This is a genomic window from Nonomuraea salmonea, assembly GCF_042428605.1.
Classification (GTDB): Bacteria; Actinomycetota; Actinomycetes; order Streptosporangiales; family Streptosporangiaceae; genus Nonomuraea; species Nonomuraea salmonea.
Genome location: NZ_JBHMCF010000057.1, coordinates 85,225 through 110,551, shown reverse-complemented (window position 1 = coordinate 110,551; position 25,327 = coordinate 85,225). Strand labels below are relative to the sequence as shown.

At 70.3% G+C, this 25,327-nt stretch carries 30 protein-coding genes; 26 read left to right on the top strand and 4 right to left on the bottom strand.

The window, feature by feature from the left end:
* Nucleotides 1-2 precede the first annotated feature (2 nt).
* Both ACFFR3_RS46385 and ACFFR3_RS46380 read left to right on the top strand, forming a co-directional pair.
* Nucleotides 3-1,064: a hypothetical protein gene (locus ACFFR3_RS46385; protein WP_345410362.1), complete on the top strand. Its 1,062-nt coding sequence runs from the start codon at nt 3-5 to the stop codon at nt 1,062-1,064.
* Nucleotides 1,061-1,354, top strand: a complete 294-nt coding sequence (locus ACFFR3_RS46380; RefSeq protein WP_345410364.1) for a hypothetical protein — start codon at nt 1,061-1,063, stop codon at nt 1,352-1,354. The genes ACFFR3_RS46385 and ACFFR3_RS46380 overlap by 4 nt, the downstream gene beginning before the upstream one ends.
* 309 nt (nt 1,355-1,663) lie before the next feature.
* Here the strand turns inward: ACFFR3_RS46380 and ACFFR3_RS46375 are convergent, their stop codons facing one another.
* The 4 genes from ACFFR3_RS46375 to ACFFR3_RS46360 form a co-directional block, all read right to left on the bottom strand.
* On the bottom strand, nt 1,664-2,008 hold the full coding sequence (locus ACFFR3_RS46375; protein ID WP_379485250.1) for a hypothetical protein: 345 nt from the start codon (nt 2,006-2,008) through the stop codon (nt 1,664-1,666).
* Entirely contained in the window at nt 2,005-3,066 is a 1,062-nt protein-coding gene (locus tag ACFFR3_RS46370; RefSeq protein WP_379485249.1) for a hypothetical protein, read from the bottom strand. Before ACFFR3_RS46370 ends, ACFFR3_RS46375 begins: the two co-directional genes overlap by 4 nt.
* On the bottom strand, nt 3,066-3,485 hold the full coding sequence (locus ACFFR3_RS46365) for a hypothetical protein (RefSeq protein WP_345410373.1): 420 nt from the start codon (nt 3,483-3,485) through the stop codon (nt 3,066-3,068). Before ACFFR3_RS46365 ends, ACFFR3_RS46370 begins: the two co-directional genes overlap by 1 nt.
* A 309-nt stretch (nt 3,486-3,794) precedes the next feature.
* Entirely contained in the window at nt 3,795-3,983 is a 189-nt protein-coding gene (locus ACFFR3_RS46360; protein ID WP_379485248.1) for a hypothetical protein, read from the bottom strand.
* Between the two features lie 135 nt (nt 3,984-4,118).
* On the opposite strand from ACFFR3_RS46360, the gene ACFFR3_RS46355 reads away from it, so the two are divergent.
* The 24 genes from ACFFR3_RS46355 (at nt 4,119) to ACFFR3_RS46240 (ending at nt 24,947) form a co-directional block, all read left to right on the top strand.
* On the top strand, nt 4,119-4,973 hold the full coding sequence (locus ACFFR3_RS46355) for a hypothetical protein (RefSeq protein WP_379485247.1): 855 nt from the start codon (nt 4,119-4,121) through the stop codon (nt 4,971-4,973).
* 15 nt (nt 4,974-4,988) lie between these two features.
* Nucleotides 4,989-5,270 (top strand): hypothetical protein, encoded by a 282-nt coding sequence (locus tag ACFFR3_RS46350; protein WP_345410379.1) that lies wholly within the window; start codon nt 4,989-4,991, stop codon nt 5,268-5,270.
* 2 nt (nt 5,271-5,272) lie between these two features.
* The gene (locus ACFFR3_RS46345; RefSeq protein ID WP_379485246.1) at nt 5,273-5,869 is read left to right on the top strand and encodes a hypothetical protein; all 597 of its coding nucleotides are present in this window, start codon (nt 5,273-5,275) and stop codon (nt 5,867-5,869) included.
* Nucleotides 5,866-6,183: a hypothetical protein gene (locus ACFFR3_RS46340; protein WP_345410383.1), complete on the top strand. Its 318-nt coding sequence runs from the start codon at nt 5,866-5,868 to the stop codon at nt 6,181-6,183. Before ACFFR3_RS46345 ends, ACFFR3_RS46340 begins: the two co-directional genes overlap by 4 nt.
* Nucleotides 6,173-6,487, top strand: coding sequence for a hypothetical protein (locus ACFFR3_RS46335; RefSeq protein ID WP_379485245.1), 315 nt, complete (start codon nt 6,173-6,175; stop codon nt 6,485-6,487). The genes ACFFR3_RS46340 and ACFFR3_RS46335 overlap by 11 nt, the downstream gene beginning before the upstream one ends.
* A gap of 152 nt (nt 6,488-6,639) precedes the next feature.
* Nucleotides 6,640-7,227 (top strand): peptidoglycan recognition protein family protein, encoded by a 588-nt coding sequence (locus ACFFR3_RS46330; RefSeq protein WP_379485244.1) that lies wholly within the window; start codon nt 6,640-6,642, stop codon nt 7,225-7,227.
* Nucleotides 7,217-7,651: a holin gene (locus ACFFR3_RS46325; protein WP_345410389.1), complete on the top strand. Its 435-nt coding sequence runs from the start codon at nt 7,217-7,219 to the stop codon at nt 7,649-7,651. Before ACFFR3_RS46330 ends, ACFFR3_RS46325 begins: the two co-directional genes overlap by 11 nt.
* A gap of 334 nt (nt 7,652-7,985) precedes the next feature.
* The gene (locus ACFFR3_RS46320; RefSeq protein ID WP_345410391.1) at nt 7,986-8,372 is read left to right on the top strand and encodes a hypothetical protein; all 387 of its coding nucleotides are present in this window, start codon (nt 7,986-7,988) and stop codon (nt 8,370-8,372) included.
* 121 nt (nt 8,373-8,493) lie between these two features.
* Nucleotides 8,494-9,585, top strand: coding sequence for a phage recombination protein Bet (bet, locus tag ACFFR3_RS46315; protein WP_379485243.1), 1,092 nt, complete (start codon nt 8,494-8,496; stop codon nt 9,583-9,585).
* Nucleotides 9,582-10,544: a hypothetical protein gene (locus tag ACFFR3_RS46310; protein ID WP_379485242.1), complete on the top strand. Its 963-nt coding sequence runs from the start codon at nt 9,582-9,584 to the stop codon at nt 10,542-10,544. The genes bet and ACFFR3_RS46310 overlap by 4 nt, the downstream gene beginning before the upstream one ends.
* 237 nt (nt 10,545-10,781) lie before the next feature.
* Nucleotides 10,782-10,991, top strand: a complete 210-nt coding sequence (locus ACFFR3_RS46305) for a hypothetical protein (RefSeq protein WP_345410399.1) — start codon at nt 10,782-10,784, stop codon at nt 10,989-10,991.
* 197 nt (nt 10,992-11,188) lie between these two features.
* A complete protein-coding gene (locus tag ACFFR3_RS46300; protein ID WP_379485241.1) occupies nt 11,189-11,869 on the top strand; it encodes a hypothetical protein in 681 nt (226 codons plus the stop codon).
* A gap of 615 nt (nt 11,870-12,484) precedes the next feature.
* Nucleotides 12,485-13,882, top strand: a complete 1,398-nt coding sequence (locus ACFFR3_RS46295; RefSeq protein ID WP_379485240.1) for a hypothetical protein — start codon at nt 12,485-12,487, stop codon at nt 13,880-13,882.
* A 2-nt stretch (nt 13,883-13,884) separates the two neighbouring features.
* Nucleotides 13,885-14,586, top strand: a complete 702-nt coding sequence (locus tag ACFFR3_RS46290; protein ID WP_345410407.1) for a zinc finger domain-containing protein — start codon at nt 13,885-13,887, stop codon at nt 14,584-14,586.
* Nucleotides 14,587-14,636: 50 nt separating this feature from the next.
* A complete protein-coding gene (locus ACFFR3_RS46285) occupies nt 14,637-14,966 on the top strand; it encodes a hypothetical protein (protein ID WP_345410409.1) in 330 nt (109 codons plus the stop codon).
* Nucleotides 14,967-15,193: 227 nt separating this feature from the next.
* Nucleotides 15,194-15,505 (top strand): hypothetical protein, encoded by a 312-nt coding sequence (locus ACFFR3_RS46280; protein ID WP_379485239.1) that lies wholly within the window; start codon nt 15,194-15,196, stop codon nt 15,503-15,505.
* 172 nt (nt 15,506-15,677) lie between these two features.
* Nucleotides 15,678-16,232, top strand: coding sequence for a recombinase family protein (locus ACFFR3_RS46275; RefSeq protein WP_379485238.1), 555 nt, complete (start codon nt 15,678-15,680; stop codon nt 16,230-16,232).
* Between the two features lie 322 nt (nt 16,233-16,554).
* The gene (locus tag ACFFR3_RS46270; protein ID WP_379485237.1) at nt 16,555-17,499 is read left to right on the top strand and encodes a recombinase family protein; all 945 of its coding nucleotides are present in this window, start codon (nt 16,555-16,557) and stop codon (nt 17,497-17,499) included.
* A gap of 98 nt (nt 17,500-17,597) precedes the next feature.
* On the top strand, nt 17,598-17,750 hold the full coding sequence (locus ACFFR3_RS46265; protein ID WP_379485236.1) for a hypothetical protein: 153 nt from the start codon (nt 17,598-17,600) through the stop codon (nt 17,748-17,750).
* Between the two features lie 270 nt (nt 17,751-18,020).
* Nucleotides 18,021-18,218: a hypothetical protein gene (locus tag ACFFR3_RS46260; RefSeq protein ID WP_379485235.1), complete on the top strand. Its 198-nt coding sequence runs from the start codon at nt 18,021-18,023 to the stop codon at nt 18,216-18,218.
* Nucleotides 18,219-18,446: 228 nt separating this feature from the next.
* Nucleotides 18,447-20,780 (top strand): hypothetical protein, encoded by a 2,334-nt coding sequence (locus tag ACFFR3_RS46255; RefSeq protein WP_379485234.1) that lies wholly within the window; start codon nt 18,447-18,449, stop codon nt 20,778-20,780.
* Nucleotides 20,781-20,822: 42 nt separating this feature from the next.
* On the top strand, nt 20,823-23,192 hold the full coding sequence (locus ACFFR3_RS46250; RefSeq protein WP_379485233.1) for a hypothetical protein: 2,370 nt from the start codon (nt 20,823-20,825) through the stop codon (nt 23,190-23,192).
* A 248-nt stretch (nt 23,193-23,440) separates the two neighbouring features.
* A complete protein-coding gene (locus tag ACFFR3_RS46245; protein WP_379485232.1) occupies nt 23,441-23,743 on the top strand; it encodes a hypothetical protein in 303 nt (100 codons plus the stop codon).
* Nucleotides 23,744-23,798: 55 nt separating this feature from the next.
* The gene (locus ACFFR3_RS46240) at nt 23,799-24,947 is read left to right on the top strand and encodes a hypothetical protein (protein WP_345410432.1); all 1,149 of its coding nucleotides are present in this window, start codon (nt 23,799-23,801) and stop codon (nt 24,945-24,947) included.
* Nucleotides 24,948-25,327: the final 380 nt, after the last annotated feature.

The window sequence follows — 25,327 nt, the reverse complement described above, 5'->3', positions numbered from 1 at the left end:
ACGTGGCGATCCTCGGGTCAGCGAGCGAGTACACGTGCCGGCTGTTCGACCGGTACGGGCGGGGCGGCCACTACGAGCTGGAGGCGTCACAGGTCGAGTGGAGCCGCACCCTGGACGACACTTCATCCGCGTCGGTGGTGGTGCCGTACGGCGACCCCGAATGCTGCCGGGTGCTGTCGCAGGCCCGCACCTGGTGCCAGGACCTGGGATTGTTCCGCGACAGCCAGCTCGTCTGGCAGGGCCCGGTCGTGGAGATCGCGCACGACCAGGGGCAGACGCAGCTCGACGCCCGCGACGTGTCGCAGTGGCTTTTCCGCCGGGTGCCCCGCACGCTGCTCGACTTCACCGGCCCGGACGCCGCCGACCTGTCGCGCATCGCCGAGGCGCTCGTACGGGAGGGCTACAGCCAGGACGACCCCAACGTGCTGGCCTATCTGCACGTGGACGACTCCGGCATCCTCGCGCAGAAGCGGTACGCGCCCGAGTCCGGCTACATCCTCGACCACCTGCGGGAGATCGCCCGCACCGGCGTGGACTGGACCGTCATCGGGCACCGGCTCATCATCACCGGCGAGAAGCCGATCGCCCGCCTCCACCAGCTCACCGACGACGACTTCCTGGCCGGGCTGCGGGTCCGCGAGGCCGGCCTGTCAGCGGTGACGTCGGCGATCGTGCTCGGCCAGGGAGTACGTGCCGAAGCCGGCGGCATCGGCACGTGCGGGCTGCTGGAGTACCTCGCCAACGAGGACCACATCCTCGACCAGGAGTCGGCGCAGGCAGCGGCCGAAGCGCTGGTCGACGGCGGCGACCCGTCGCCGCTGATCCTGGAGGTGCCGGACGGCTCGCAGCTCGCGCCGGACGCGCCGGTCGGCATCCAGGAGCTGATCCCGGGCGTGGCCGTGCCGATAGCGTCGGTCCGCACCTGCCGGCGGGTGGCCGCCGAGCTGCGGCTGACCGCCGTGCGGGTGTCGTGGAGCGAAGGCAGCGAAGGCGGGGAGCAGGTCGGGGTGACGCTGCAACCGCGCGGCGTCCCCGGCCAGATCCAGATCGAGGAGGCGGCGTGAGGGCGCAGCGGCGGCCGGCGACGGCGGCGGAGATCGTACGGGACCTGGACGACCGGCTCCGGAAGCTGGAGCACCGTCGCGGAACGATGGTCGGGATTCCGCCGCACGCGTGGGTGGTCGAGATCGACTCGCAGGGGCGGCTGATCGCCCGCCACGCCGGCACCGGGCAGGTGCACGTGGTGGCCGAACTCGACACCACGCTGCCGCCCGAGCCCGAACCGGACCCGAACCCCGACCCCGAAGACCCCGAACCCGAGCCGGAGGAGCCGGAGACGCCGCCGGAGCCGTAACCCCCCGGGGCAGGGTTGGCGTCGCGCGCCGGCGAGCTGCGGCCGCCGCGACGCGAAACCCCGAGGTTCGCGTCGTCCGCCGCGGCGTACTCGAGCGCGCGACGCCAATAAATCGACAACGTAAAGGCACGCGCTGTCACGGTGTCCCGCTGGTGGTGACAGCGCGTGCCTGACCTGGGGCGAAGCCTGATCCTGGCTCGTCGCCGCTTCTGGTTTTGACTCCAATTGGAGTCAAAACCGCGACCCCTACGGGGTGTCCGAAGCGTCGGCCTTTACTTAGTAGATACGGGTGTGGGCTGGTGTCTCGCGTCACGCGCCGGCGTCGGGTGAGGCCGGGGACGCTGTGTCGAGGCGGCGGCGGCCCCGCTCCACGAGCTGCTGCGCCCGGCCGCGTGACCGGCCCGGTAGCAGCAGGTCGGCGATGTCGCCGTAGCTGAGGCGGGGGCCGTAGTCGCCGCGGTTGAAGCGGGCGGCCATCTCCTCGCGCATCTGGCGCAGCTCGGCGGCGCACGCCTCGTGGAAGGCGAGGCCGGCGCCGGCGCGGGCGAACCTCTCCATCGGGTCGATGACGGCGGCGATGTCGGCCAGGGCGGCGGCCACCTCCTCCGGGTCGGCCTCGTAGCCAGTCGGGTCGTGGGTGGTGTGGTCGGTCATCGGGTTCCCTTCGTGCGTCTCGCGTCGGTGACGGGTTCGACGGCTGCGCTGCGGCAGGGCGGCCGCTTGCAGCCGTAGTCGTAGCCGGTCTTGCTGCCGCAGTGGTCGCCGGGGCAGGTAAGGCGCGGGTAGGGGCGCAGCGGCGGGTGGCGGTCGTCGCCGGCCGCCGCGACGATCAGCGCGTCGATCATCGAGAACCGGCGCCTCCACTGCTTGACGGTGGGGAGCGGCAGGTTGGCCGCCTCGCACGCCCGCGTCAGGTCGAAGCCGTCCGCGAGGGCGGCGAGGAGTTCGAGCACGTCGTCGCGGGGCACCGGCCACGTGGCCGCCCAACTGGAGGGGCGGGCGGCGCGTGCTGCCGCGAGCCTGCCGGCGACGTCTGGCACCATCTCGGCGTACAGGCGGAGGAGGGAGTGGTGGACGCCGACCACCCAGGCCGCCCCCTTGTCGGACAGCCCGGCCGCGATGATCTGGGTGATGCGGTGCATGGCGGGGTCGCAGTGGCCGGCCAGCATCTCAAGCAGCCGGGCGCGGAAAGCCTCGTCTCTCCCGCCGCGGGACGCCCACCAGAATGTGGTGGAGGAGACGCGGCAGGCTTTCAGGGCGTCCGTGATCGTCTCTCCGGACTGGATGCGGTTCAGGAATCCCTCCTGCCAGGCGACGTGCCGGAGCCGGCCGCGTGCCCGGTTCTCGTTCCGCTGGCGCGCGTCCAGGGCGTCCTGCCGGAACTTCGGATGCCGATCGAAGTGGTTGTAGAGCCGCTTGTCGCTGACTTTTAGTTCGTGGGCGGCGTCGATGAAGGTCGCGCCGCCGGCCACCAGGTCCAGGAACGGCTGGTGCCAGGAGGTGTCCTCGACCGCGCTGCGCCGCCCCGGCGGGAGGCCGCCCTGCTGGCGGGCCGCCTGAGCGTCCTGCCGGAGCTTCGGATGCCGATCGAGGTGGTAGTAGAGCGTCCTGTTGTTGATGTCCAGTTCGCGGGCGGCGTCGGCGAAGGTCGCGCCGCCGGCCACCAGGTCCAGGAACGGCTGGTGCCAGGAGGTGTCCCCGCGCGGTGGCATCAGTAGATGTCCAGCCCGTACGCGTCGGTGATCCGGCTGGGCAGCCGGTCGCACAGGGCCGGGAGCGCGAATTCGAGCTCGCCGTAGCGGGCGACGAACTTCTGCAGGTCTACGCCGCACTTCTCGGTGAGGTCGGCGAGATCCACGGCCGGGGCTGTGATCCCTGCGGAGTGGGCGGCGGGGATGCGGTGGCTGCCGGTGACGGCCCGGCATGCCTCGACGTCGGCGACGATCGGTGGGCCGGACCAGCCGCGCTCGCTCATGTCGTCGACTAGGCGCTCGTACTTGGCGTATTCCACGATCTCGTGGCGCGGCTCGAAGTGGGAGCCGTCGCACAGGCGGAGGTTCAGGGGGTTGGCGACGGTGACGCGCTCGTAATTGCAGTACCTGCCGGGGATGGCCACTGTCTTCATCTGCATACCCCCACTATGCAACCGCATAGGGGGAGTGTGCAACGGGTTCGGCGGAGAACCTGGGGCGGCGACATGCGAAACGCCCGCCTGTTTCCCAACACCAGGCGGGCGTTCCGTGAAACGAACTCTAGCCGAGGCGGCCACGCCGCGCCGTCGAGGACCTCACAACCCCCACAGCTCGTTGGCCGTCGCGATCTCTTCAGGCGAGAAGCGCTGCCGAACCGCAGACATGCGAAACGCCCGCCTGGTCCCGAGGTCAGGCGGGCGTTCGGTGAAACGGACTCGCTCGCCAGGAAAGCTTACCGGACGAGACGATCACGCTGCGTCGTCGAAATCGGGGCCGCGCAGGGCGAGCACGAGCGGCGGCAGCGGGGAGCGCCGCTCCACCAGAACCTCCGTCTCGTACGGGTCGGCGGCGGTGTGGGGGTCGGCCGGTTCTTCGGCGGGCGGCTGGTAGCGGTGGTGGCGGATCGGCTTCGGCTTGAGGTGGTGGATGGTCGCCATGCTGGCCAGCATAGGAGCGGGACGTGGACTCGCCCAGGCATATGGGCGGATGCCGCCGGTGGGGTGGATAGCCTAAGCACGACGTTGCTGGTCGTGGGCCGGACGCTCTCAACGGGGAAGCTTGGGAGAGCGATCATGGGGCGCTGCGGATGCGGCAGCCAGTGCTCGTGCCTGGTGAAGGCCGGCACGGGGGTGACGGTCACGGGCAACGGCTCGGCGACGGACCCGTACACGGTGAGCGTGGCCGGCGGCGGCGGCGGTGGTGTGGAGTGCTCGGCCATCTCGGGTTGTGCCGGCGACGGCCTGGAGGTGGATCCGGCCACTGGCCGGTGGCGGGTCAAGATCTCTGGCGATGAGGGGAACGCCGCCAAGCTCGGCGGCGACGGCGGGATCTTCGCGCCTGCCGGCGGTGAAGGCGGCGGGCCGGCGACGGTGACGGCCGGGCCGGGCCTGACCGGCAACGGTTCTGCCGCGACCCCTGTTGCGGCCAGCGTGTCGGATTGGCCGTACACGTGCGAGGTGGACGAGCAGGCCGGGCTGGTCTACGTCGATTCGGCCGGCAAGCTCCGCTCCGAGCCGCGCGGCAAGATCCAGTACTTCACCGCGTCTCAGCAGGAGACCTACGAGAACGTCGCCGTTCCGGCGGACGAGACGTTGATCGTGACCCGGACCGTGTCGGTGACGAACCCCGACCCGTGCCGGGACGCACTCGCGATCACGATGACCGAGCTGGACGTGGACTTCAACCTGCCGGCCGGTGCTGCCGCGTCGCAGTACATGTACGGCGAGGAGATGGCCCGGTTCGTCAACAACGGATCGTCGATCATTCGAGACGCCCACGTGCAGACCACGAAGGTGCTGGCCAACACGACCATCCCGGCCGGGGCGACGCAGGACATCGGCCTGACGGTGTCGCTGGGCCGCGGCTCGGGCGGCGCCACCTACAACCGCATCCAAACGCACGTGCGTGCCGTCCTCATCGCGCTCTAACAGGGGGTTTGTGTCATGGAGGTTGTGCGGTACTTCCGCAGCGCGGCGGGCAGCGTCAGCCAGATCACCGAATCGGGGTCGGGGTGCGGGCGCGTGAAGCTGCCGGACGACGTGGTGGAGATCAGCGAGGGCGAGTACCGGCAGGCCGTCGCCGACCTGGCCGACGCTGATGAGCGGCATGTGGCCGGGCTGGTGGAGGCCGACGAGCGGCGGCGGCTCGCTGACCTGGAGGCGTTGACGGCGGCCGGCATTCCGGAGGCGACCGCGCGGCGGCTCGCCGGCATCGCCGGGGACTGATCGTGGCAAGCGTCTGCGTAGGGCCTGAGTTCGAGGTGGACGACCAGCGGCGTCTGCGGGTGGCGCTGGCTGGTCGGCCGACGTCGGCCGTGTGGCCGTACCCGTGCGCGTCGTCCGGCCACAACCCGCTGCGGGTGGACCCGGAGGCCGGGCTGTGGGCTCCGCCGTATCCGAAGATCGGGCAGGGGTACGCCAAGGGCGAGACCGGCACGACGCACAAGAAGGTTCCGGCGTCGTGGACCGAGGTCGACGTCGCGCAGATCGAGGTCACCAACCCCAGCCCGTGTCATAGCGCGCTGGTGGTGGCGTTCGTCAACGCCGACGTGGACCTGTTCCTGCCGGCGGGCGCGGACGCTCGGGGCGGGTGGCGGCTGGCCACCAACACGGTTCTGGCGATCGAGAACCCGGCACCCGGCGGCGGGACGAACATGGCGTACCACCAGGAGACGACGCTGGTTTTCGTAGCGTCCGCGCTGGTCAAGCCGGGCGCGTCGGCGGCCTACGAGTACTCGATCGAGGTCGGTAACGGGCAGGGCGACGCCGAGTACGGGCAGGTCCGCTGGGAAGTGCGGGCGCTGATCTTCGGGGGGATGTCGTGAGCGGGGCTGCGGGGACGCGCTACTTCCGGCTCCCCTCGGGCGATGTGTGCTCGCGGGCCTGGACCAGCGGCGGCCCGTTCGAGGTGTCGGCGCTGGTCCCGGCCGGGGCGGTGGAAATCACGGCGGGCCAGTACCAGGTGGAGGTCGCCGCCTACCGTCGCCGGCACGAGGACCGGCAGGCGCGTGACCGGGAGCGGGCCGTACGGCAGACGCGCGAGGACTACCTGGTGTTGTGCGCGCTCGGCGTGCCGGACGCGGCGGCGCGCCGCATGAGCGGGTTCACGGGTGAGGTCGGTGAGGCCGATGGAGATTGACGGCGGGCCCGACGCCCAGCAGGTGACGGTGCTGCACGTCTACCAGCTCTTGGTGGAGATGCGCGCCCAGCTCGCGTCGGTGCTGGCGATCGGTGACCGGCACACCGAGCAGATCGCCGACCACGAGGCGCGGCTGCGCAGGGCGGAGTCGGATGTGGCGGCGCTGACGGCCGGGACGAAAGTCCTCGACGACCACGAGCTGCGGCTGCGGTCGTCGGAGCAGTGGCGGTACGCGGTGCCGGCGGGGGCGGTGGTCGCGCTGATCGGGGCGATCGCGTCGGTGGTGGGCGCGTTCGCGAAATAGACGAGGTTCCGCGTCGCGAGCTCGAGAACGCCGCGGCGGGCGACGCGGGACACGGTTGGACAGGGGGATCGGGGTTGCAGTTCGTAGCGCGCCAGGAGTGGAAGGCGAGCAAGCCGCGCGGGAAGTGGACGAATCTCGCGCGGACGAAGGGCGTGAAGATCCACTACACGGGCGGCAAGGTGTCGCCGAAGCTGGTTGACGACCATGACCGGTGCGTGGCGCTGGTGCGGTCGATCCAGTCGCAGCACCAGAAGGGCAACGGCTGGATAGACATCGGCTACACGTACGCGGTGTGCCCGCATCGGCACATCTTCGTGGGGCGGGGTGCTCATCATCTGCCGGCGGCGAACGGGCCTGGGTTGAACTCGGGCCATTACGCGGTGCTGGCGCTGGTGGGCTCGTCGGGGCTGGTGAAGCCGCCGCCGCTGATGCTGGCGGGCATCTGGGACGCGATCACGTACCTGCGCAAGCACGGGGGCGCGGGCAAGGAGATCAAGGGGCACCGGGACGGTTACGCGACGGAATGCCCGGGGCCGTGGCTGACGAAGTGGATCGCCAAGGGCGCTCCGAAGCCGGACCTGACTCCGAAGCCGAAGCCCGATCCCAAGCCCGAGCCTGTTCCTGTGCCGGAGCCGGAGCCAGTTCCGGAGCCCGTGCCGGTGCCGGAGGTCCCGGCGCCGGAGGTTGAGCCGGTCCCGGAGTGTCCGGGGCCTGATGAGGGGGAGCCCGATGACGACTGATCAGACCACTTCGGAGGAGCCCGCGCCGGAGCCGGCGCCGGTGCCCGACCCGGTGCCCGACCCGGTGCCCGACCCGGTGCCCGACCCGGTGCCCGACCCGGTGCCCGACCCGGTGCCGGACGTGCCGGTGCCCGACGTGCCGGTGCCGGACGTGCCGGTGCCCGACCCGGTGCCGGACGTGCCGGTGCCCGACCCGGTGCCGGGCAAGCCGGGCCCGCTGAAGCTCGCCTTCTGGTACGGCGCCTTCCAGCGGGCGGTGGGCGCGGCGGCTGCCGCCGCCCTGTCGGCGCTCGGTACGGGCTCGGTCCCGGTGGAGCAGTGGGGTAAGGCGATGCTGCTCGCCGCGGGCGCGGCCGGGGTGTCGGTGCTGGCGTCGCTGGCCAAGTGGGGCGGCAAGGCGCGTGTGAAGCGCGCCGCCGCCTGAGAAACGCGATCGGGCCGGCCACCTCGCGCTGGTGGCCGGCCCGTTCTGGCGCTGCCCGACGAAAGGAAGCTGCCTGGGCCTGAGTATGCCACGTCCTTTACCTTTCTGCATCCCCGCATACAGGTGTACGGCCTTTATTGCACGCAAGATCAGCTTGGTGTAGGGTAAGTAATGCAGTCGAGGAAACGAAGGAGGTGGCATGAATTCCCAGGTCCCAGCCCTGGTTGGACCCGTGGAGCTGATCGCAATGTACGGGGAGAAGTCGAGCACGCTTCGCTCGTGGATCAGGCGGAAGCGGTTCGGAGATCCGGACCTAAAGCTGTCCGGGACGGACATGTGGCATCGGGATCGGTTCTTCATGGTCACGCCGGACGGCGAAGTCCTGCGCGACCCCAAGGAGATCGATGCTTCCGCCCGGCCGCCGCTCCCGGTCCTGCTCGGCAGGATCGAGGCCGCGGCGGCGTTCGGGGTCCAGCCGGACCCCGGGTTCGACAAGATCCGCAGCCGCCACGGCCCGGAAGGGTCGGGGCTGTTCCCGGAGCCGGTGATGGTCGTATCGCGCACGCCCATCTGGCTCGCTGAACAGCTCCGGCGGTTCGCTGACCGGACCGGCCGGCCGTTCTCTCCGCCGGAGCCGGAGCCGGAGCGCAAGCCCCGCCGCCGCGCCGGCGGAACCGGCGACGGCGACGTGGCGCTCTGCGCCGAGCCCGCCCCGGCCTGACACCCCGGCACTACCAGCAACGCCCCAGCCAGGGGCGGAGCACGCACCCCACCTGTATGCGGGGGGCAGCAGCACCTGACACCTAGGCAGATCACAGCCCGACGAAAGGAAGACGCCGACCTTGAACAGCACGACGGAGACGCCTCCCCCGGACGCGCCGAACGACCTCGACGCCATCGACGCCATCGACATTGACACGGTGCCCGCCGGGGCGCTGGTCATCGCCGACGACCAGCGTTTCTGGACCGACCAGCAGCGGGCCGTCCTGTACGCGATGGGCGTCGAGAGGTACTGCCCGAAGGCGGAGCTGGCGGCGTTCCTGCACCTGTGCCAGCGGCGCAGGCTGGACCCGTTTCTGAAGCAGGTCTACCTGATCGGCCGGACCGGCAGGGACGGCCGCCGCAAGTACACGCCGCAGACGTCGATCGACGCTTTCCGGCTGATCGCGCACCGCGCCGCCCAGAAGGCGGGCACCAGCTACGGCTACGAGCCGACCGTCTACGTGGACTGGGACGGCACCAAGTACGAAGAGTGGATCTTCGACCGGCCCCCGGCGGCGGTCAAGTGGACGGTGGTCCGCGCGGACGGCATGCGGTTCTACGCGCAGGCCCGCTACCGCGCCTACCTCCAGCTTTCCCGGGACGGTAGCCCCACGGCGACGTGGGAGCGGATGCCGGACGTGATGCTGGGCAAGTGCGCCGAGGCGCTCGCGCTGCGCATGGCCTGGCCCGAGGACCTGGGCGGCATCTACACCGACGACGAGATGGGGCAGGCCGACAACCCGGTCGGCGTCGAGGTCAAGGTCCCGTCCGGCCCGGTGATCCGGGCGACGGCGGAGCGGGTCGACCAGCCGCAGCCGCAGCCGCGCCGCGCTGCTGCCAGGCCGCAGGCCGAGACGCCCCGGCCGCAGGATGAGGCCCCGCAGGCCGAGACGCCGCAGGGTGACGCGGCGGACGTCGAGAGGCTGCGCGCCGCGATGCGCAAGCTGCTCGTGGAGTGCGGCATCGAGACGGAGTCTGCGCAGCAAGCCACCTGCACCGCCCTGGTGGGCGTGCACGTCAAGTCGCTGGACGACCTCGACGAGCAGCAGATCCGGAAGGTCGGCCAGGCGGCGAAGTACGCGTCCAAGCAGGACAAGCCGCGCGCCGCGATCGCCGCCGTGATGAACGCGGCCATGAACCGCAGGAACAAGGCCCAGGGGGAGGCAGCATGACCAGCACGACTACGGATTTCGACGACTTCGAGGGGTTCGAGGGGCTCGACTTCGGGGACCTCGACCCGGAGCTGGCCGCCGCGATGGCGCAGCCGGTGGCCGCCGACGAACCGGCATCCAACGAGCCGGCATCCGACGAGCCGGCCGGGGAGGAGTGCCCGGCGGCGCCCGAGCCGGAGACGGCGGATGACGACGGCACCCCGCCGCTGGAAGGCCAGATCGTGGCCAAGCCCGCCGACGAACCCGCTGACGAACCCGCCGAGCAGCCCGCGGCTGTCGCGCCCGGCCAGGAGGACCAGGACCAGGAGGACGGGGAGGGGGACAAGGAGCCGACGCTCGACCTGGAGGGGGTCAAGGCCGCCGGGGAAGAGCTGGCCACGCTGGACGCGCTGTCGAAGTGGGTGAAGGAGGAGGCGGCGGCCAAGGCGGCGGAGTACGCGCCGATGATGGCTCGGGCCGTCAACGAGCTGGGCATGCAGCGCACCATCGACCTCTACACCCCGGACGGGACCAAGGTCGGCACGTGGAACGTGTCCGAGCCGAAGATCGAGCTGGTGTGGAAGCAGAAGGAGACGCTGGAGTTCGCCCGGAGCGAGGCCCCGCACAACGTCGAGAAGGTCGTCGCTCCGGCCGCGCTCACCTACCCGGACGTGATCGCCTACATCGAGATGACGCACCCGAGCCTGGTGATGGAGCAGGTCAGGCCCGCCTACCTGAAGCTCCTGGCGGAGCGCGCCACCGAGGACGGGCACGTCCCCGACCGGAACGGGGAGCTGGTCAAGCTCGCCGACCGCAAGAAGATCCCGTCCGATGGCAAGGGCCGTTCGGGCTGGACGAAGGCGACCAAGAACCGGCCCGGCGGCCGTGATCTGCTGATCACGGCGTGGCGGATGCGCAAGACCCAGGCGGCCCGGGAGCTGATGCCGATCCCCGACCAGGGCCAGGGCCAGGACGGTTGACCGGGGGGTGGCGGATCACCCGCCACCCCGCCCGGACCGCGTCGCGCCCGGGGCAGCTGCAGGCGGCGCGACGCGAACCCGGGCGCTCGCGTCGCGCCGAGGCCTCCACCACGGCGGGCGACGCGAACCCTGGGGGCGTTCACCGCACCCCCCGCTTTGCTTGTGCGCCTGGCGGTGTTTTCCCAGGTCAGAACCCCGAAACACTCGACGTAGATATGATAGTGAACTACTATAAAGATGCAAGGGAGTTCGGACGACACCCACCCGGAGGGGACCATGATGGACAGCCCGCTCGACGTCATCGACGACATCACCGCCCTGATCGGCCGCCCGCTCGACGACAACGAGCGCTGGCTGGTCGACATTTCGATCGACCGCCAGGGCAGCGCCGAGGCTCTTCTCCTCCTCCTGCACGCCGCCGCCGACAAGGCCGCCGCCAGGACCTGACCGCCCTAGGGCCGGCCCCCGCCCGGGAGGCCGGCCCTCCTACTTCTCGCGTCGCAGCCTCGAGGACCGCGGCCGCGACGACGCGAACCACGTCTCGGCGAATTTCCGCGTAGCGCGCCGGCGAGCTGCGGCCGCCGCGACGCGGACGCGATACTGCACACCAGCACCTGACACCTGCACCGACACCTGGAGGATTCGTGTACCACTACCGCTGCGCCCTGTGCCACGCCGCGTTCCCGCTCCGCCCGTCGAAGTCGCGCGGCCAGAAGCCGCGCTTCTGCTCCACCTCGTGCCGCCAGCGCGTGCACCGCGCCAAGGAGATCGCGGCCCGCGAGAAGGCCCAGATGGACTACCTGCGCAAGCGGCTGGAGGACCTGCGGCACGCTGCGGAGCAGACGTACGCGGCGCTCGACCTGGCGCTGGAGAACTCCTGCAACACCATCGACGACGCCGACAGCCCGGTCGGCGGCTGGATGGGCGGACTGCAGGACGTGTCGCTGACCTTCGGCCGGGTGGGGCCGCAGATCCACTCCGTGTGCCGCTCGTACGCCCAGGCGCTCTACGCCTACCAGGGAGCGGCGCGGGCGGCGTCGGCGGCGAAGGACCCCGAGCGGACGCCGGAGGAGGAGCAGCGGGCGGAGGCGATCCGCGTGCTTGCCGACCGGGTTTTCGCGGTGCTCGGCGCCCAGGCCGGCGGCTGCACGGTGGTCGTGTCGCTGCGGCTGCCGCTCGCCGTCGAGCTGTCCGGGCAGGATCCGCAGCAGTTGAAAGCCGCCGCGACAGCGCTACAGCAGGACGGACTGCACACGGCAGTGCTAGAAAGGGGGGCAATCCTCGCGGTGGCCGCCGCTGAGGGAGATCTCAATCACCGGAAGTGATTCGGGTTGCGAAAGGCAATGCTCGGGGGGACCACGTCTCGTCCCCCCTGGTTAAAACGCTGACCATGCTGACAGCGCACTCTGGTCCTGTATGCATGGACAGCGGTAGGGTGCCCTACTAGGTGATCGTGTCGAACTCACCCCTGATCACCACAGAGCCCCATAAAAAGTTTGGCCCGCCCTCCCCTGGCACGGGGAGGACGGGCGAAGACGAGGCAGCCCTGGCCGGGGCTGATGAACCCTCGGAACGGACGATTGACGTAAGGAGTCGATCCGCATGTTCATTGTACCCTCCGACGAGCCTATGGCACAGGGATACGTCGGCGAAAATCAGGCGCATCCCCCCAGGTCTGAGGCCCTGTATCGGGAGCGCCACGGAAACGTCGCCGCGCTGGAGGTCGAGCGAGAAGCTCCCCCGCCGCGACGACGTAAACCCGTACGAAACACCCCTCCCTTTTCTCTCGCCCGTCCCGCCGATGAGCAGCGGGACCGGCTTTTCGCCCTCGTAGAGGCCGCCGACACCGCGACGAGCTGCGTCGTGTGCGGCCGGCCTCCGGGGCGCGTCCACAAAAACCATTCATTCGTCAGCGCTAAGGCGGCAGGGGGGCGCGCCAAGTGACGCAGCAGAACGGGCCGGTGCCGACAGAGGTCCGGCAAGGACGTGCATTTCCGTACGTCGTGGGCGGCCAGTGGGTCGTCCTGTCGGGTGTCTCCAGCAAGGCCGTGCACCTGTACTTCCTGCTGAGGTCTTTCGTGCGGTCGCAGCAGCCGCGCGAGATCTCCCCGACGCTGGAGGTGCTCGCGGAGGTCTTGGGGCTGAAGAAGTCCGAGCAGGTCAAGCGCTACCGCGACGAGCTGGAGAAGATCGGCGCGGTCGACATCCGGCAGGTCCGGCACGGCCGCAACAACATGCTGAAGAAGATCATTTACACGGTGCATGAGGCTCCGCCGGAGGACTACACGGGCGTGATGTCGGTGTGGCAGTACCTCCGCGCCCGTGACATCGATCCCGACACCTTCACCCAAACCGGGCAGAGCGCGGCGGCGTCCCCGGTACCCCCTTCCAAGGGGGTACCGGTACCCCCTTCCAAGGGGGGTCCGGTACCCCCTTCGGAGGGGGTACCGGACGACCAGGGGTTTTACGCCTCTGGAGGGGGTGAAACCGCAGGTCGCTCGGTACCCCCTTCGGAGGGGGGTTCGGTACCCCCTTCCAAGGGGGTTATAGAAGATAGGAGTGATAGAGAAGATGAGATAGATAGAGAGAGGGGCGCGCGCGCGAGCGCCGCTGCCCCGCCGACGCCACCGCGCGACGACACTCTCGAAGGCATTCATTCCGAGATCATTCGGATCATCAAGGACGCGACCGGGCTCGACATCGGCGCCGAGCACGCCGCCCTCGTCAGGGCGGGCATCCTGGGCCGCAGCAAGAGGCCCGTCACCAGCCCGCTGCGCTACGTGCAGAACAGCGTGCGCCGGGCCATCGCCAACGGCCAGACCGCCACGCTGCTGCCGGACTCGCTGCTGGAGGCGTACGCCGAGCGCACCGGCCGGGCCGCTCCACGCCCCAGGCCCGAGCCCGGCAACACCTCAAAGCGCAGCAGCGGCAACAAGGCGGCGATGGTGCGGCTGCCCGCCGACTTCGAGGTCACCGACGAGATGCAGCGCTGGGCGGTGGCCACCGTCCCCGGCGTCGACCTGGGCTACGAGACCGAGCAGTTCATCCACCACCACCGGTCCAGGACCACCCTGTCGGCGTCCTGGCCGGACGAGTGGATGATGTGGGTGCGCCGGGCCTACCAGAGGGCGACGAAGTCGGCCGGGGCGAACGGGGCCCGGATCCACATCAACGGGGACAGCGGCCCCGTCATCAACGACGTCAACGACGTCAACGGCGTCAACGGCGTCAACGGCGTCCACCTCGGCGGGCTGTCCACCGGCGACCAGCGGCTCATCGAGGGCGAGCTGCTCAAACAGCAGCTCCGGGCCGAACGGGCGATGCAGGAAGGGGCGTAGTCGTGGACGAGTTCGAGATCGTGGATCTGCTGACCACGATGGCCGCTTTCGACAAGCGCAAGTTCGGCAAAACGGAGGTCCGCGCCTGGGAGCTCGCGGTCGGGGACCTGCCGTTCGAGGACTGCAAGCAGGCGGTGATCAACCACTACTGCACCTCGACCGACTACCTGATGCCCGTGCACGTCCGCAAGGGCGCGCAGCGGATCCGAGACCAGCGCATCGACGAGCGGAAGATCCAGCCGCCGCAGACCGACGACCCGCAGGCTTACCTGGTCGACGTGCGGGCGCAGCGCAGGGCGATCGCCGATGGCCGGCCGCTCTACCCGGTGCGCGCCCTGCCGTCCGGCGCCCCGCCGGAGCGGGTGCTGAGCCTGATCCGCGGCGGCGGCGACTACGCGCCGGAAGTCAAGGCCGCCCTGACCGTCCACTGCCCGTACTGCGGCGCCTGGCCGGGCAAGCGCTGCGTGGTGGCGGGCACCAAGAGGCCGCTGACCCACCAGGTCGTGCACGACGCGCGGCTCGACCTGGTGTGCCCGGCCTGCTGGCGGGCGCGCGACGACGACGACCGGCCGGCGTGCGACACGTGCAACCCCGGCGAGCCGGACGTACTGGCGTCAGACACGGTGGATCCGGAGACTTTGGGCAGGGTCCGGCAGCAGCTCGGCGTGCGGCCGGACGAGCTGGAGCAGGCGGAGGGGGCGTAAGACCGGTGTTCTCGGGTCGGCATCGGAAGGCATGCGAAAGTTGCGAGACGGTGTGCTGGCGGGCGCTGACCATCAACGGTCGCTGGCAGCTCATCGACATCCCTGACGACTACCGCGATGACCCGGCCGGGAACGTGGCGGTGTGGCAGGACCGCACCGGCACGCTCCGGGTTCACGCCATCACCGAGGCCCAGCCGCAGATGCCGGTCGAGCACCGGCTGATGCCGCACGCGGCGACCTGCGCCGCGCGCAGGCCGGTGCTCGTGCCCGCCCCGCGCCACCCGGCCGACGACGACACCGGCGACGTCGCCGAGTGGGAGCCGCCGGGCAACGTGATCCCTTTCGTCTCCCGCCGCCCACGAGCCGGTCACTCTTCGTAGCGATTCGACTACCAGTCGGTACGGTCATGGGCGTAGCGTCTGCCCATGATCAGGACACAGCAATGGACACCACCTAAGCGCAGGTGGCGTGTGGTGTGGTGCGTCATGGTGATGGGGCACTTCTGGGCTCCCGACAGCGACGGATGCCTCGACTGCGGCCGGCGACGGCGTGACCGGCGGTGACGGGATTCGGACCGGCCGCAAGAGCGGCGATACGCAGCAGATCGATGGGATTGTGCGAGGTGTGCGGCAAACGCCGCGCCGAGCACCAGCACCACCGGGACCCGCGGGGAATGGGCGGCGACGACAGCGCGCTCGTCAACAGCCCGGCCAACGCGTTGGATCTGTGCCTGTGGTGCCATGAGTGGATCGAGAACCACCGCACGATCGCGTACGGCGTCAAGTGGCTGCTGCGCACCGGCCTGGACCCGCGCGAGGAGCCGGTGCTGCTCGCGTCGGCGTACGGGCAGGGCTGGATGCTGCTCGACGAGCACGGGGGTGCGACATGGGTGACGGGAATGCCGTGGGCCCTGGTGTGATGGGGCGGCGTACCGCCCGCATATAGGACAACCTGGGGCCCTGGTCTCGCGGGGTGCTGGCCTGGGACACTTCCAGCGAGAGGGTGTAGTAGCCGTATGCCAGCCGTGGCGTAGGCTCCCGCACAACCTCCCTCTCAGTGCCCACCTGACACCACAGCATCATGGAGATCCCATGAGTGACCCCCAGAAGCCGCTGAGCGGCTCACAGACGCCTCAAGGGGCGCCGCCGGGACCGGAACGCTACACGGGCCTCCGATGGGGCCTGTACGCGCGTGTGAGCGAGCCGCAGACCGGCTCATCCGGTCTGCGGCCTGACCTGGTGGAGGACTTGCGCCGCGAAGCCCAGAAGCGGCTGGACGAGCAGCTCGACGCGCTGCGCGAGATGGTGGCCGCGCGCAAGGGGACCGTCTCCGGCATCTACCGGGTCACGGGCCCGGCCAACGAACACCCTGAACACCACAAATTCGTCTTCGACGCGATGATGGCCGAGTTCGACCGGGTCGCCGTCATCGACCTGTCCAGGCTCGCCGACAGCCCCGCCGACGTGGTGAACCTCGCGATCCACCTCAACGACGACCGCATAGGCATCACGGTCGTCCAGGGCGACGACGTCCTGGACGACCCCACGCTCGACGCCTCATGGGTCGCCAAAGAGTCGATGGCGTTCATGCGCAGGCACTCGGGGCGGAGGCATACAGGTGGCCTGAACGAGGTAACACACCCGTGACTCCGGCCGGAGCCCTGGCCGGTCCCCTGCCCGAACAGGGGGCCGGCTGTGGACGCCGGCCAGGGTAGAGGGCCGTCCGAAACTGCTATGGCGAGAAGACACTCTCGTGCAACCTCGACCACGCTGCCGCCTCTCGCGGGCGAGCAGCGCACCGACAGCACCCTCAGGGGCACGACCGTCCCTGATGATCGACAAAGTAAAGCCGCGCGCCGGGGGCCATTCCGCTGCTCTGCCGCCACGACAACGACGTACGTGGGGCATCGACGAAACGCAGCGACCGGGGCGGCATCACACCCGTGTGCAAACTGTAGGAGCCGACGTAATGCGATGTTTCGGTTACACCGACGAGGGCCGGCCCCTCCCAGACGAGGCCCGGCTGATCCGGCACATGGCTCAGCAAGCGATCGAGGGCCTGCTTGAGCGGGAGATCGCGGCCGAGCTGAACGCGGCCGGACACGTCACGTCGGCCGGTGGGGCGTGGACCGGGAAGACGGTGTCCAGGCTGCTGGTCAATCCGCGGCTGGCCGGCATGCGGACCTACAAGGGCGAAGTCGTCCAGAAGCGCGCCTACCCGCAGGTCCTCGCCGAGGACCCCGACGACTACGACAGCGCGGAGGCGACGCACAAGCGGCTGGTCGAGACCCTCAACGGGCCGGACCGGGCCAGCACGCCGCCGACGCGGCAGTACCTGCTCACCGGGGGGCTCGCCAAGTGCGGGCTGTGCGGCAGCAACCTCATGGCTCAAAGATCCAACAGCAAGCGGCGGGGGATGGTCTGCCGCGTGAGCGCGCCCTACTTCGGGTGCGGGAAGATCCGGATCGCGGCCGAACCGCTGGAGGAGGACGTCGCCCGGCACGTGCTGGCGCGCTTCGGGTCGCGCCGGGTACGGGAGCGGCTGGCGGAGCACATCGGAGAGCAGGCCGCACAGCGGCTGCGGGAGGAGCTCGACGAGGTCGAGGAGAAGCTGCGCAAGCTCGGTGAGGACTACGTGCAGGTGCCGCTGGAGCGGGAGACTTTCCTGGCGGCGCAGAAGGTGCTGGCCCGGGAGCGCGACAACCTCCAGGCGCGGCTGGCCAAGAGCCGCGAGGTCGAGTCGCTGCCGGAGGAGATCACCGACGAGTCGCTCGCGACGTGGTGGAAGACGGCCGATCTGGAGCGCCGGCGGGCGCTGGTGCAGGTGGTCCTGGACCACGTGAAGGTCGGGTCGGCGACCCGACCGGGCTACACGGGATTCGACGCGGGACGGGTGGCCTATGTGTGGCGCTGAGTGATGGGGCCTGTACGAGCGGGCGTCGGTCTGGCATCCTGGCGGCATCGATCCTGGGAGATCGGACGGCGGCCCTGACGGGTCGAAAGGTATAGCCGGTGTGTGATGTCGCCGCGCTCAAGGACCGGATCAGCGCCCTCAAAGGGGAGTACGAGGGTCAAGATCTCAGCGATGCGCAGATCGCGGAGGCGTCGCGGGTCTTCGGTCCGGAGGTTATCCCCTCCCTAAGCGAAGATCCCGACGTGACTTGAAGTCGGGGCGCGCCCCCTCGCCGCACAGCTCGAACAAGGGCCGGGAAGTCCGTAAGGATTTCCCGGCCTTTGCTTTGCCGGCCTGTTGTCGGATCTTGCCCCCCGCATGTATGGCTGACCTTGATCGGCCCCCGCTCATATGTGTATGGTTAGTTGTGCACCTGACACCTGTGCAGGACCGACCAAGGAGGCAAGCATGCTGAACACGCTGATCTGGTGGGCCGACGTCGAGTCGGCCGACGAGCGGGACGGCGACCAGTGAGCCGCGCCGTGCGCAAGCAGCGCACCGCCGGCGAGCTGAAGACGGACGACTACATCCACGACACCCTGGCCCCGGTCCGGGTGACCGACGTCAAGAAGTGCGGGTCCGGGAGCGTCCGGGTAGAGGGCGTCTTCCACGGCACGACGAGGATGGGGGCCGTCCACCCGGCGGACCGCCAGCTCGACGTGACCCGGATCGAGGACTGACCATCTGGCCCGGCCCGTATACGGGCCTAGCAGAATCCATGCATCTACCCGATAGGTAACAACAGCCTTACCGGCTCACTCTGTCACTCACGTTTCACCTGCAAGATGCGGGATACTATGTGCAACGTGTAGCGCACTACACGTTGCACATAGGTGAAGTGATGAAGCACTGCAAATCCCCCTAACCCCCTATCCCCCAACCTAGGAACGGACTTTCCGGAGCAGAAGATGGACGACGCCACGAAGGCAGTCCCGGACAGCCAGGAAGACCTGGCCGATCCCGCAGTCGGCTACGACGACGCAGAACCCCCCTACCAGGACGTCCGCAGCGAGGACGACGCCGGCGACGAGGACGACAAGCCGCGCCGCCGCCGGCGCAGCACCCACGACGAGGACCAGGAGGACGACCTCGGCACGCCCGCCGGGCAGATCGTCGTCGGCGGCGCTGCCACGTGCACGCTGCTCGGCTATGGCCTGTCCTTCACACCGGCCGGCCCTCTGGGCTGGCTCATCGCCGCCGGCCTGGGCCTGACCGGCGCCGCCGCCTACGGCGTGCACCGCTACCGCATCGCGAACCCTGAGGACGAGACCAGCCGCGGCAGCGACCGCCACTCCGGCACCTCCAGCAGCTCCAGCTCACGCCGGCCCGAGCCCGGCTCCTGGAACCTGCTCTCGCGCCGGGGCCGTGACGGCGGCAACTCCACCGGCTCCGGCCGCAGCTCCGGCCGCAGCTCCGGCCGCAGCTCCGGCCGCAGCTCCGGCCGCAGCTCGGGGCGCAGCACCGGCGGGCTCGGAGCATGGACCGGCCTCGGCGGTCGCAACTCCGGCAGCTCCAGCGGCCGGAAGCCCTCCAGCTCCAGCGGCGCCCGCACCAGCACCGGCAACCGGAGCGGCGGCGGAAGCTCCCGGTCGGGCAGCAGCGGCTCGACCTGGCGCCTGCCCCGCCTGCCCCGCCTGGCCAGCAACTCAGGCGGCCGTAGCTCCAGCAGCGGCGGCACCCGGTCTCGGAGCAGCTCCGGCGGCAGCTCTGGCGGCGGCGCCCGCACCAGCGGCACCACCCGCAAGGGCCACACCGTCCCGCTGCTGCGCACCAGCGCCGCCGCCCGCGCCAAGCACGGCCTGGGCAGCAGCAAGGGTAAGAAGCCCTCCGTCTCCGCCCTAACCACCGGCGGCGGCCGGCGACTCACCCCCACCCAGGCCCAGCGCCTCAAGACCGGGAGCGGTACGGCGGCGACGTTCACCATGCGTCGCGCCGTCAGGGACGCCAAGGGCAAGGTCCGCGACGCGGCTCGCCCGGCCCGCAAGGACGCCACAGGTGAGAAGACCGGCGGCGTCAAGATCCCGCGCGCCACCTCGACCGGCCACAACGCCACCGCCTCGACCCGGTGGGGCAGGCTCCGCGACCGCGCCCGCCACACCTGGCAGCAGGCGCGGGCCTGGGACCAGCGCAAGACGGAAGACGCCATCGAGGCCACCGACCGCACCCGCCAGGGCGCGGCCAGGGCACGCGCCTGGCTGTCCAAGCTCGCCGACCGGGCCCGCACCTGGGAGCGGCCCCCGGCCGACAGCGACTACACCACGGCCGAACTGATGCGCGGCTACGTCGGCGACATCGTCCGCCGCTGGTGGCCCAAGAAGGCCAGCAGCGACGGCACCGGGACCGGCACGGACGCCAACACCGCCGCCGCGACCGAGACCGCGGCGTCGACGGCCGCCGGCAGCACGGCCGCCGGCCCGGCCGAGCCCGTGGCGTCGGCCACGAGCGCGAGCGCCGAGGCCGACTCCGAACCCGCCGCGTCCGGCCGCGGCCCCACCTCGACCACCACCAGCAACAGCACCAGCTACAGCACAGGAGGCACCAGCGTGGCACCCACCAGCCGAATCCTGATCATCGCCGCGGAGGATTTCCCCGTCGCAGCCGCGAAGTGGGGCACCGACGACATGATGGTCTGCGACGACGTGATCGCCAACGCGCACGACATCGCGTACGCGTGGGCGCGAGGGTTCGCGAAGATGGCAGACCTGCTCGGGGAGGACTACCCCGTCCACGGGGACGTGGTCGGCCTGATTCAAGAGCAGTACAGGGCCATCTCCACCCTGGGCGCGGGATGGGACACCATCAGCGAAGCTTTCAGAGCGCGCCACCGCGAGGACATCGAACGCCGACTCGCCCCCCGAATCGCCGAGCGCAAATGGAACGTCGAGGTCGGCGACGACGAGACCGGCGACCCGAAGTCCATGCACATCGCCGCAGAAGAATTCGCCGCTGCCGCCGCGAGGTGGGAAACAGACCACATGATGGAGGCCACAAACGTCCTGCGGGAAATGCACTCCATTTCGGCGGCGTGGGCCAGAGGGTTCTCCATCTGGTCCAGCATCCTGCACCAGTACTACCCGATCGACCATGTCGTCACCGAGCTGATCGCGGACCAGTACACGGCGATCAACAACCTCGGAAACGGGTTCAACGACATTTACGAGGCGTTCAAAGCCCGCCACGAGTACGACATCAAGCGGCACCTTAAGCCGCGCCGCAACGAGCACAGATGGAACCACCGCTAACCACTGCTTTACCGCCACGACGTTTTGAAAGGAAACTCCGCCGTGACAAGCGCAAAGAGGAGAACCGCCACCCCTCAGCGCCGCCTTGACTGGTCCATAAAGCCGCGAGGCACGCTCAACGCCGCCGGCATGGGATATCTCGGCACCGCCGCGCTGTCCGTCGTCGGCGGGGGATTGCTGAACCTGCCCTCGTGGTACGCGGCGGTCGGCGCCAGTCTCGGCGTGGTCGTCACAGCCATCACCGGGCTGAACGCCGCGCCGAAGGTCCTGGCGTGGCGGCTGGCCTCCTGGATCGGCGGAGGCTCCTGGGTGACGGCGACGATGGCGACCGGTCTGCTGCCGCCCACCCCGGAGCCGTGGCTGATCCTGGCCGGCATCACCGGCGCTCTCGCCGGCACCCACAAGTGGGCCCACACCAACAAGCCCATGCCGTCGATTCACGGCCACCACCACAACGGCGTGCTCGGCAACGCGGCGACCGCGACCGTCAGCAACGTGCCCCGCAAGCACGTTCCGCTCGCGCAGGAGTGGGTCAACCGCCTCTACCGCATCTGCAAGCTGCGCGTGCAGATCACGGAGCTGACCATGTGGGAGTACGGCGGCGGGTTCACCGCCCACCTGCTGCTGCCGGTCGGTGGCGACGGCATCGAGAAGCTCGACCGCGAGCGCCTCTCCCTGGCCAACGACGCCAACCTGCCGCACGGCTGCGCCGTCGACTTCCGGCCGGGAGACGCCCGCCGAGAGGTGATCATGGACGTGTCCACCGTCAACACGCTCAAGGAGACGGTGCCCTACCCGCTGGACTTCACGCCGCGCGACGTCAACGACGGCATCCTGCTGGGTCGTTTCCGTCACGTCGCCCCCATGATCGTCCAGGCCCGCGAGCCGCGCACCGTCGTGGTCGGCACCAGCGGCTCCGGCAAGACGAACACGCTGCACGTCGCTGCCGCGCAGCTGGGGCTGTGCTTCAACAACCTCACCTTGACCATGGACCTCAACGGCGGCGGCATCGCCCAAGCCTGGCTGCGGCCGTGGCTGGACGGGCGCGTCGAGGAGCCGTCGATCGACTGGGCGGCGGCGTGCCGAGAGGAAGCACTGCTGATGTCGCACGACCTGCTCGCGATCGGCCTGGAGCGGAAGACGGTGTACGCGCAGCTCCAGATCGACGCCAACTCCGACAAGATCCCCGTGTCGGAGAAGGTCCCGCAGGTCACGGCGATCCTCGACGAGGGTGCGGAGCTGCTCTCCGACTCGATCCGTGACCCGCTCACCAGGGTGATCCGCGGCAACATCGAGGCGACCGCCCGGCAGTGCCGCGCCGCCGCCGTCACCTACCTGCTGTCGTCGCTGCGCTCGACGCAGGGCTCCATCAGCACCGACCTGCTGGCCCTCATGCACAACCGGATCTGGATGGCCGGCGGGGAGGAGAAAGAAGCCCAGTACCTGTACGACTGGCCCGGTAAGCAGATCGACATCAAGGAGTTGGCTGGCTCCGGCTCCGGTTTCGTCCGCCGCCACAACGAGACGCGCGTCCACACCTGGCGCGCGTTCCGGATGACGCCGGCCGACCACATCATCCCGGTGTCCATCGCCGTCTCCGGCATGCGGCCCGGCTGGGACGCTGCAAGCCTGGAGGTGGTGGGGCCGTGGTTCGCGACCCGCCACAAGCGGATGCGGTGGATCTTCTCCACGCCGGAGCAGCGTGACCGCCTGCCCCGGCCGGAGCCCGTCGAGCTGCCCGGCATCATGGGCGGCAAGCTCGGCGACGAGCCCGTCATCTGGCACCCGGACCAGACGCACCCGGCAGCCAAGGACAAGCGCGCCCAGATCGCGGTACGGCCGGCGCCGAAGGCGCCGGTCCGCGGCAGCGAGGACGCCGCCGCTTCCGAGCGCAAGCACCTGTCGCTGCTGCAGGGCGGCGGCTGGGAGGACCCGGCGCAGATCGCAGCCCGCGCCCGCGCCGAGCGCCAGGCCGCGGGCGCGTCTCCCATGCCGCAGACCGCCGCCGCGTCGGCCGGGGCGGTCGTCCACGCCGTCGAGCAGGTCGCCGAACTCCCGCAGCCGCAGACCGTCATGGCCGCCGCCGGGGCCGACCTGCCGGAGATCCTCCAGCGCGTCGTCCGCCGGCTGCGCACCTCCGCCGCCCGCCACCCGCAAGGGCTGGGCCGGATCCACAGCGAGGACCTCGCCGCGTTCGTCGGCGTGCCAGACACCCGGCACCTGTCCCACCTGCTCAGCCAGATCGGGCTCAACCCTGTCAAGAACCCGATCGAGGTCAACGGCGTCCGCAAGCGCGGCTACGACCTGCGCGACGCCGAAGCGGTCGCGGCGAAGATCGCGCGCGGCGAGCAGACCGTGCCGGAAGAGGTCGCCGCCTGGCCGGAAGAGGTGGCCGATGAGCGCGCCGTGTAGGCCGTGTGACCCCCACAGCCGGGGGGTGTGTGACCCCCACACCCCCACACCCCCCACACGAGGGGGTCACACACCCGCCCCGACCAGGGGAAACACGCGGAACCGGGTGATCGTCCGTGGGGGTGTGGGACCCACAGACACCCCCCTCCACAGCCCGGAAACCCGCCCCTGACCCCCCTCCCGCACCACCCCCACACCCCCACAGCACCGCACCTGACACCACCACAGACCAAACGAGGAGATCCATCATGAGCAGCATCAGCGGCCCCCTCGCTCCGGGCGAGCGGCTCGCCGTCATCGCCGGGGCGCTCATCGCCACCGTCACGCTGACGATCACCGTCCTGCACACGCTGCCGGCCGTGGTTTTCGACGGCCTGCTCAGCAACGTGGTCCAGGTCGCCGTCTTCGGCGTCGGCCTGCTCGCCCAGGCCGGGACCTGGATGGCCCTGGTCTTCCACGTGTGCGCCGGATGGCATGTCAACCGGCGCACATGGCTGGGCACCTGCGCCATTCACCTGGCGATGACCGCCCTGGCCGCGACCACCCTCTGACCAGCACAAACACGCACCTGACACCCCCGCACCTGACACGAGAGAGAGACCACTGATGTTCGGCAGGAAGAAGAAGGAGCCCGGCGAGGTCGGGCACGGCCTGGGCCCCATGTGGAGCATCCTGTTCACCGGCATGCTCAGCAGCGCCTACTTCAACGTGCGCGACGCCTTCCTGATCGCCGAGGCCAGCGCCGCGAAGGCCGCCGCCGAGGCGGAGAAGGCCGGCGCATCGGCTGAGGCCATCGCCAAGATCCTCGCCAAGGGCCCGGACCCGTGGATGCTGGGCGGGCTGCTGCTGCTGGCCGTGATGCCGGTCCTGCTGTCCGCCCTGCTCAGCCACACGTTCAAGAACCCGACCGTGGCCGGCACAGCCCGCAACGTGATCTACTGCGTGTTCGCCGTGTCGATGGTGATGAGCCTGCGCGCCCACATCGCCGTGCTCACCCACGATGGCGACCCCTACATGTGGGCGATCGCTCTCGGGCTGTGGCTGATCACGGAAGTGTCGGCTCTGGTGGCGCTGAACATCATCACCAAGACGCTCGGGCAGCAGCGCGACGAGGCGACAATGCGTCGCCTGTCGGCCGACATGCAGGCCCGCCTCGACGCACTGGAGGCCGACAGGCTGGCCGACATCGAGGCGACAGTCCGCGCCCGCGAAGCCGACATCGTGGCCGACATTCTGGCCGACAAGCGGGCCGACATCGACGCCGAAATGTCGGCGTACGAGGCCGACAAGAAGGCCGACATCGAGCGGCGCGTAGCCGACACGGCGGCGGCTCTGGAGGCCGACGCTTTTGCCGACATCGAGCGCCGCGCGGCCCGCCGGGCGGAGGAGCTGGAGACGACATTCCAGAGCCGCTGGCAGGAGATCGACGGCGTGCTCCAGGCCCGCCGCGCGGAGGTCGCCGAGGAGCTGGAGCAGCTCCGCGCGGCTGCCGTGGCCCGGCCCGCGAGCGTGACCGGCCGGGGCCGGCAGAAGGAGATCGGGCCCGGCAGCTCCGCTGACTCGGGCGCCAAGCTGAGCAAGGCGGACCGGCACGAGCTGATCAGCGCCCTGCTCAAGGCCGACCCCAACCTCAAGGGCGCTCAGATCGCTCGCGCGCTGGCCGCGAAGGGCTACAAGGTCAATGAGAGGACCATCCAAAGGGACCTGGACGAGATCGATCCACCGACCGTCCTGAAGGTGGTCCGCGAGGCGTAGCGGCTGGGTGTGGGGGTCCCACAGTCCCCGCCCAACCGACCGCCCGGTATCGCACGTGAATGTCCGAATGGGGGGTCTGTGTGGCCCCCACACAGACCCCCCACAGCAAGAGCCCCGGCCGGCTTCGAGCCGGGCCCGCTCCACCCCCAAGACCCCGATGTCCATCAGCCCCCAGGCGGGGCGAGGAACGGCCCCCGAGGAGGCCCTGAAATGCACCCGCTCCCCGACCCGGCGAGCACCCTCGACGGCTCCGCCGCCCGTCCGGCCCTGCGCCTGGCGGCCACCCCCACCGCGCCGCAGGCCCCCGCCGGCGAGGCGGGCCGCGCGCCCGCAGCAGAGCCCGCCGGGCACCCCGCTGTGGTGGGCGCGCGTGAGGAGTG

Excerpts from the sequence above, each read along its gene's own strand:
- ACFFR3_RS46335 (WP_379485245.1), top strand. The coding sequence starts at position 6,173 with ATGGAGATTGACGGCGGGCCCGACGCCCAGCAGGTGACGGTGCTGCAC.
- ACFFR3_RS46310 (WP_379485242.1), top strand. The coding sequence starts at position 9,582 with ATGACCAGCACGACTACGGATTTCGACGACTTCGAGGGGTTCGAGGGG.
- ACFFR3_RS46305 (WP_345410399.1), top strand. The coding sequence starts at position 10,782 with ATGCAAGGGAGTTCGGACGACACCCACCCGGAGGGGACCATGATGGAC.
- ACFFR3_RS46350 (WP_345410379.1), top strand. The coding sequence starts at position 4,989 with ATGGAGGTTGTGCGGTACTTCCGCAGCGCGGCGGGCAGCGTCAGCCAG.
- ACFFR3_RS46370 (WP_379485249.1), bottom strand. The coding sequence starts at position 3,066 with ATGCCACCGCGCGGGGACACCTCCTGGCACCAGCCGTTCCTGGACCTG.
- ACFFR3_RS46270 (WP_379485237.1), top strand. The coding sequence starts at position 16,555 with ATGCGATGTTTCGGTTACACCGACGAGGGCCGGCCCCTCCCAGACGAG.
- ACFFR3_RS46325 (WP_345410389.1), top strand. The coding sequence starts at position 7,217 with ATGACGACTGATCAGACCACTTCGGAGGAGCCCGCGCCGGAGCCGGCG.
- ACFFR3_RS46360 (WP_379485248.1), bottom strand. The coding sequence starts at position 3,983 with ATGGCGACCATCCACCACCTCAAGCCGAAGCCGATCCGCCACCACCGC.
- ACFFR3_RS46255 (WP_379485234.1), top strand. The coding sequence starts at position 18,447 with ATGGACGACGCCACGAAGGCAGTCCCGGACAGCCAGGAAGACCTGGCC.
- ACFFR3_RS46275 (WP_379485238.1), top strand. The coding sequence starts at position 15,678 with ATGAGTGACCCCCAGAAGCCGCTGAGCGGCTCACAGACGCCTCAAGGG.
- ACFFR3_RS46375 (WP_379485250.1), bottom strand. The coding sequence starts at position 2,008 with ATGACCGACCACACCACCCACGACCCGACTGGCTACGAGGCCGACCCG.
- ACFFR3_RS46355 (WP_379485247.1), top strand. The coding sequence starts at position 4,119 with ATGGGGCGCTGCGGATGCGGCAGCCAGTGCTCGTGCCTGGTGAAGGCC.
- ACFFR3_RS46365 (WP_345410373.1), bottom strand. The coding sequence starts at position 3,485 with ATGCAGATGAAGACAGTGGCCATCCCCGGCAGGTACTGCAATTACGAG.
- ACFFR3_RS46280 (WP_379485239.1), top strand. The coding sequence starts at position 15,194 with ATGGGATTGTGCGAGGTGTGCGGCAAACGCCGCGCCGAGCACCAGCAC.
- ACFFR3_RS46320 (WP_345410391.1), top strand. The coding sequence starts at position 7,986 with ATGTGGCATCGGGATCGGTTCTTCATGGTCACGCCGGACGGCGAAGTC.
- ACFFR3_RS46240 (WP_345410432.1), top strand. The coding sequence starts at position 23,799 with ATGTTCGGCAGGAAGAAGAAGGAGCCCGGCGAGGTCGGGCACGGCCTG.
- ACFFR3_RS46245 (WP_379485232.1), top strand. The coding sequence starts at position 23,441 with ATGAGCAGCATCAGCGGCCCCCTCGCTCCGGGCGAGCGGCTCGCCGTC.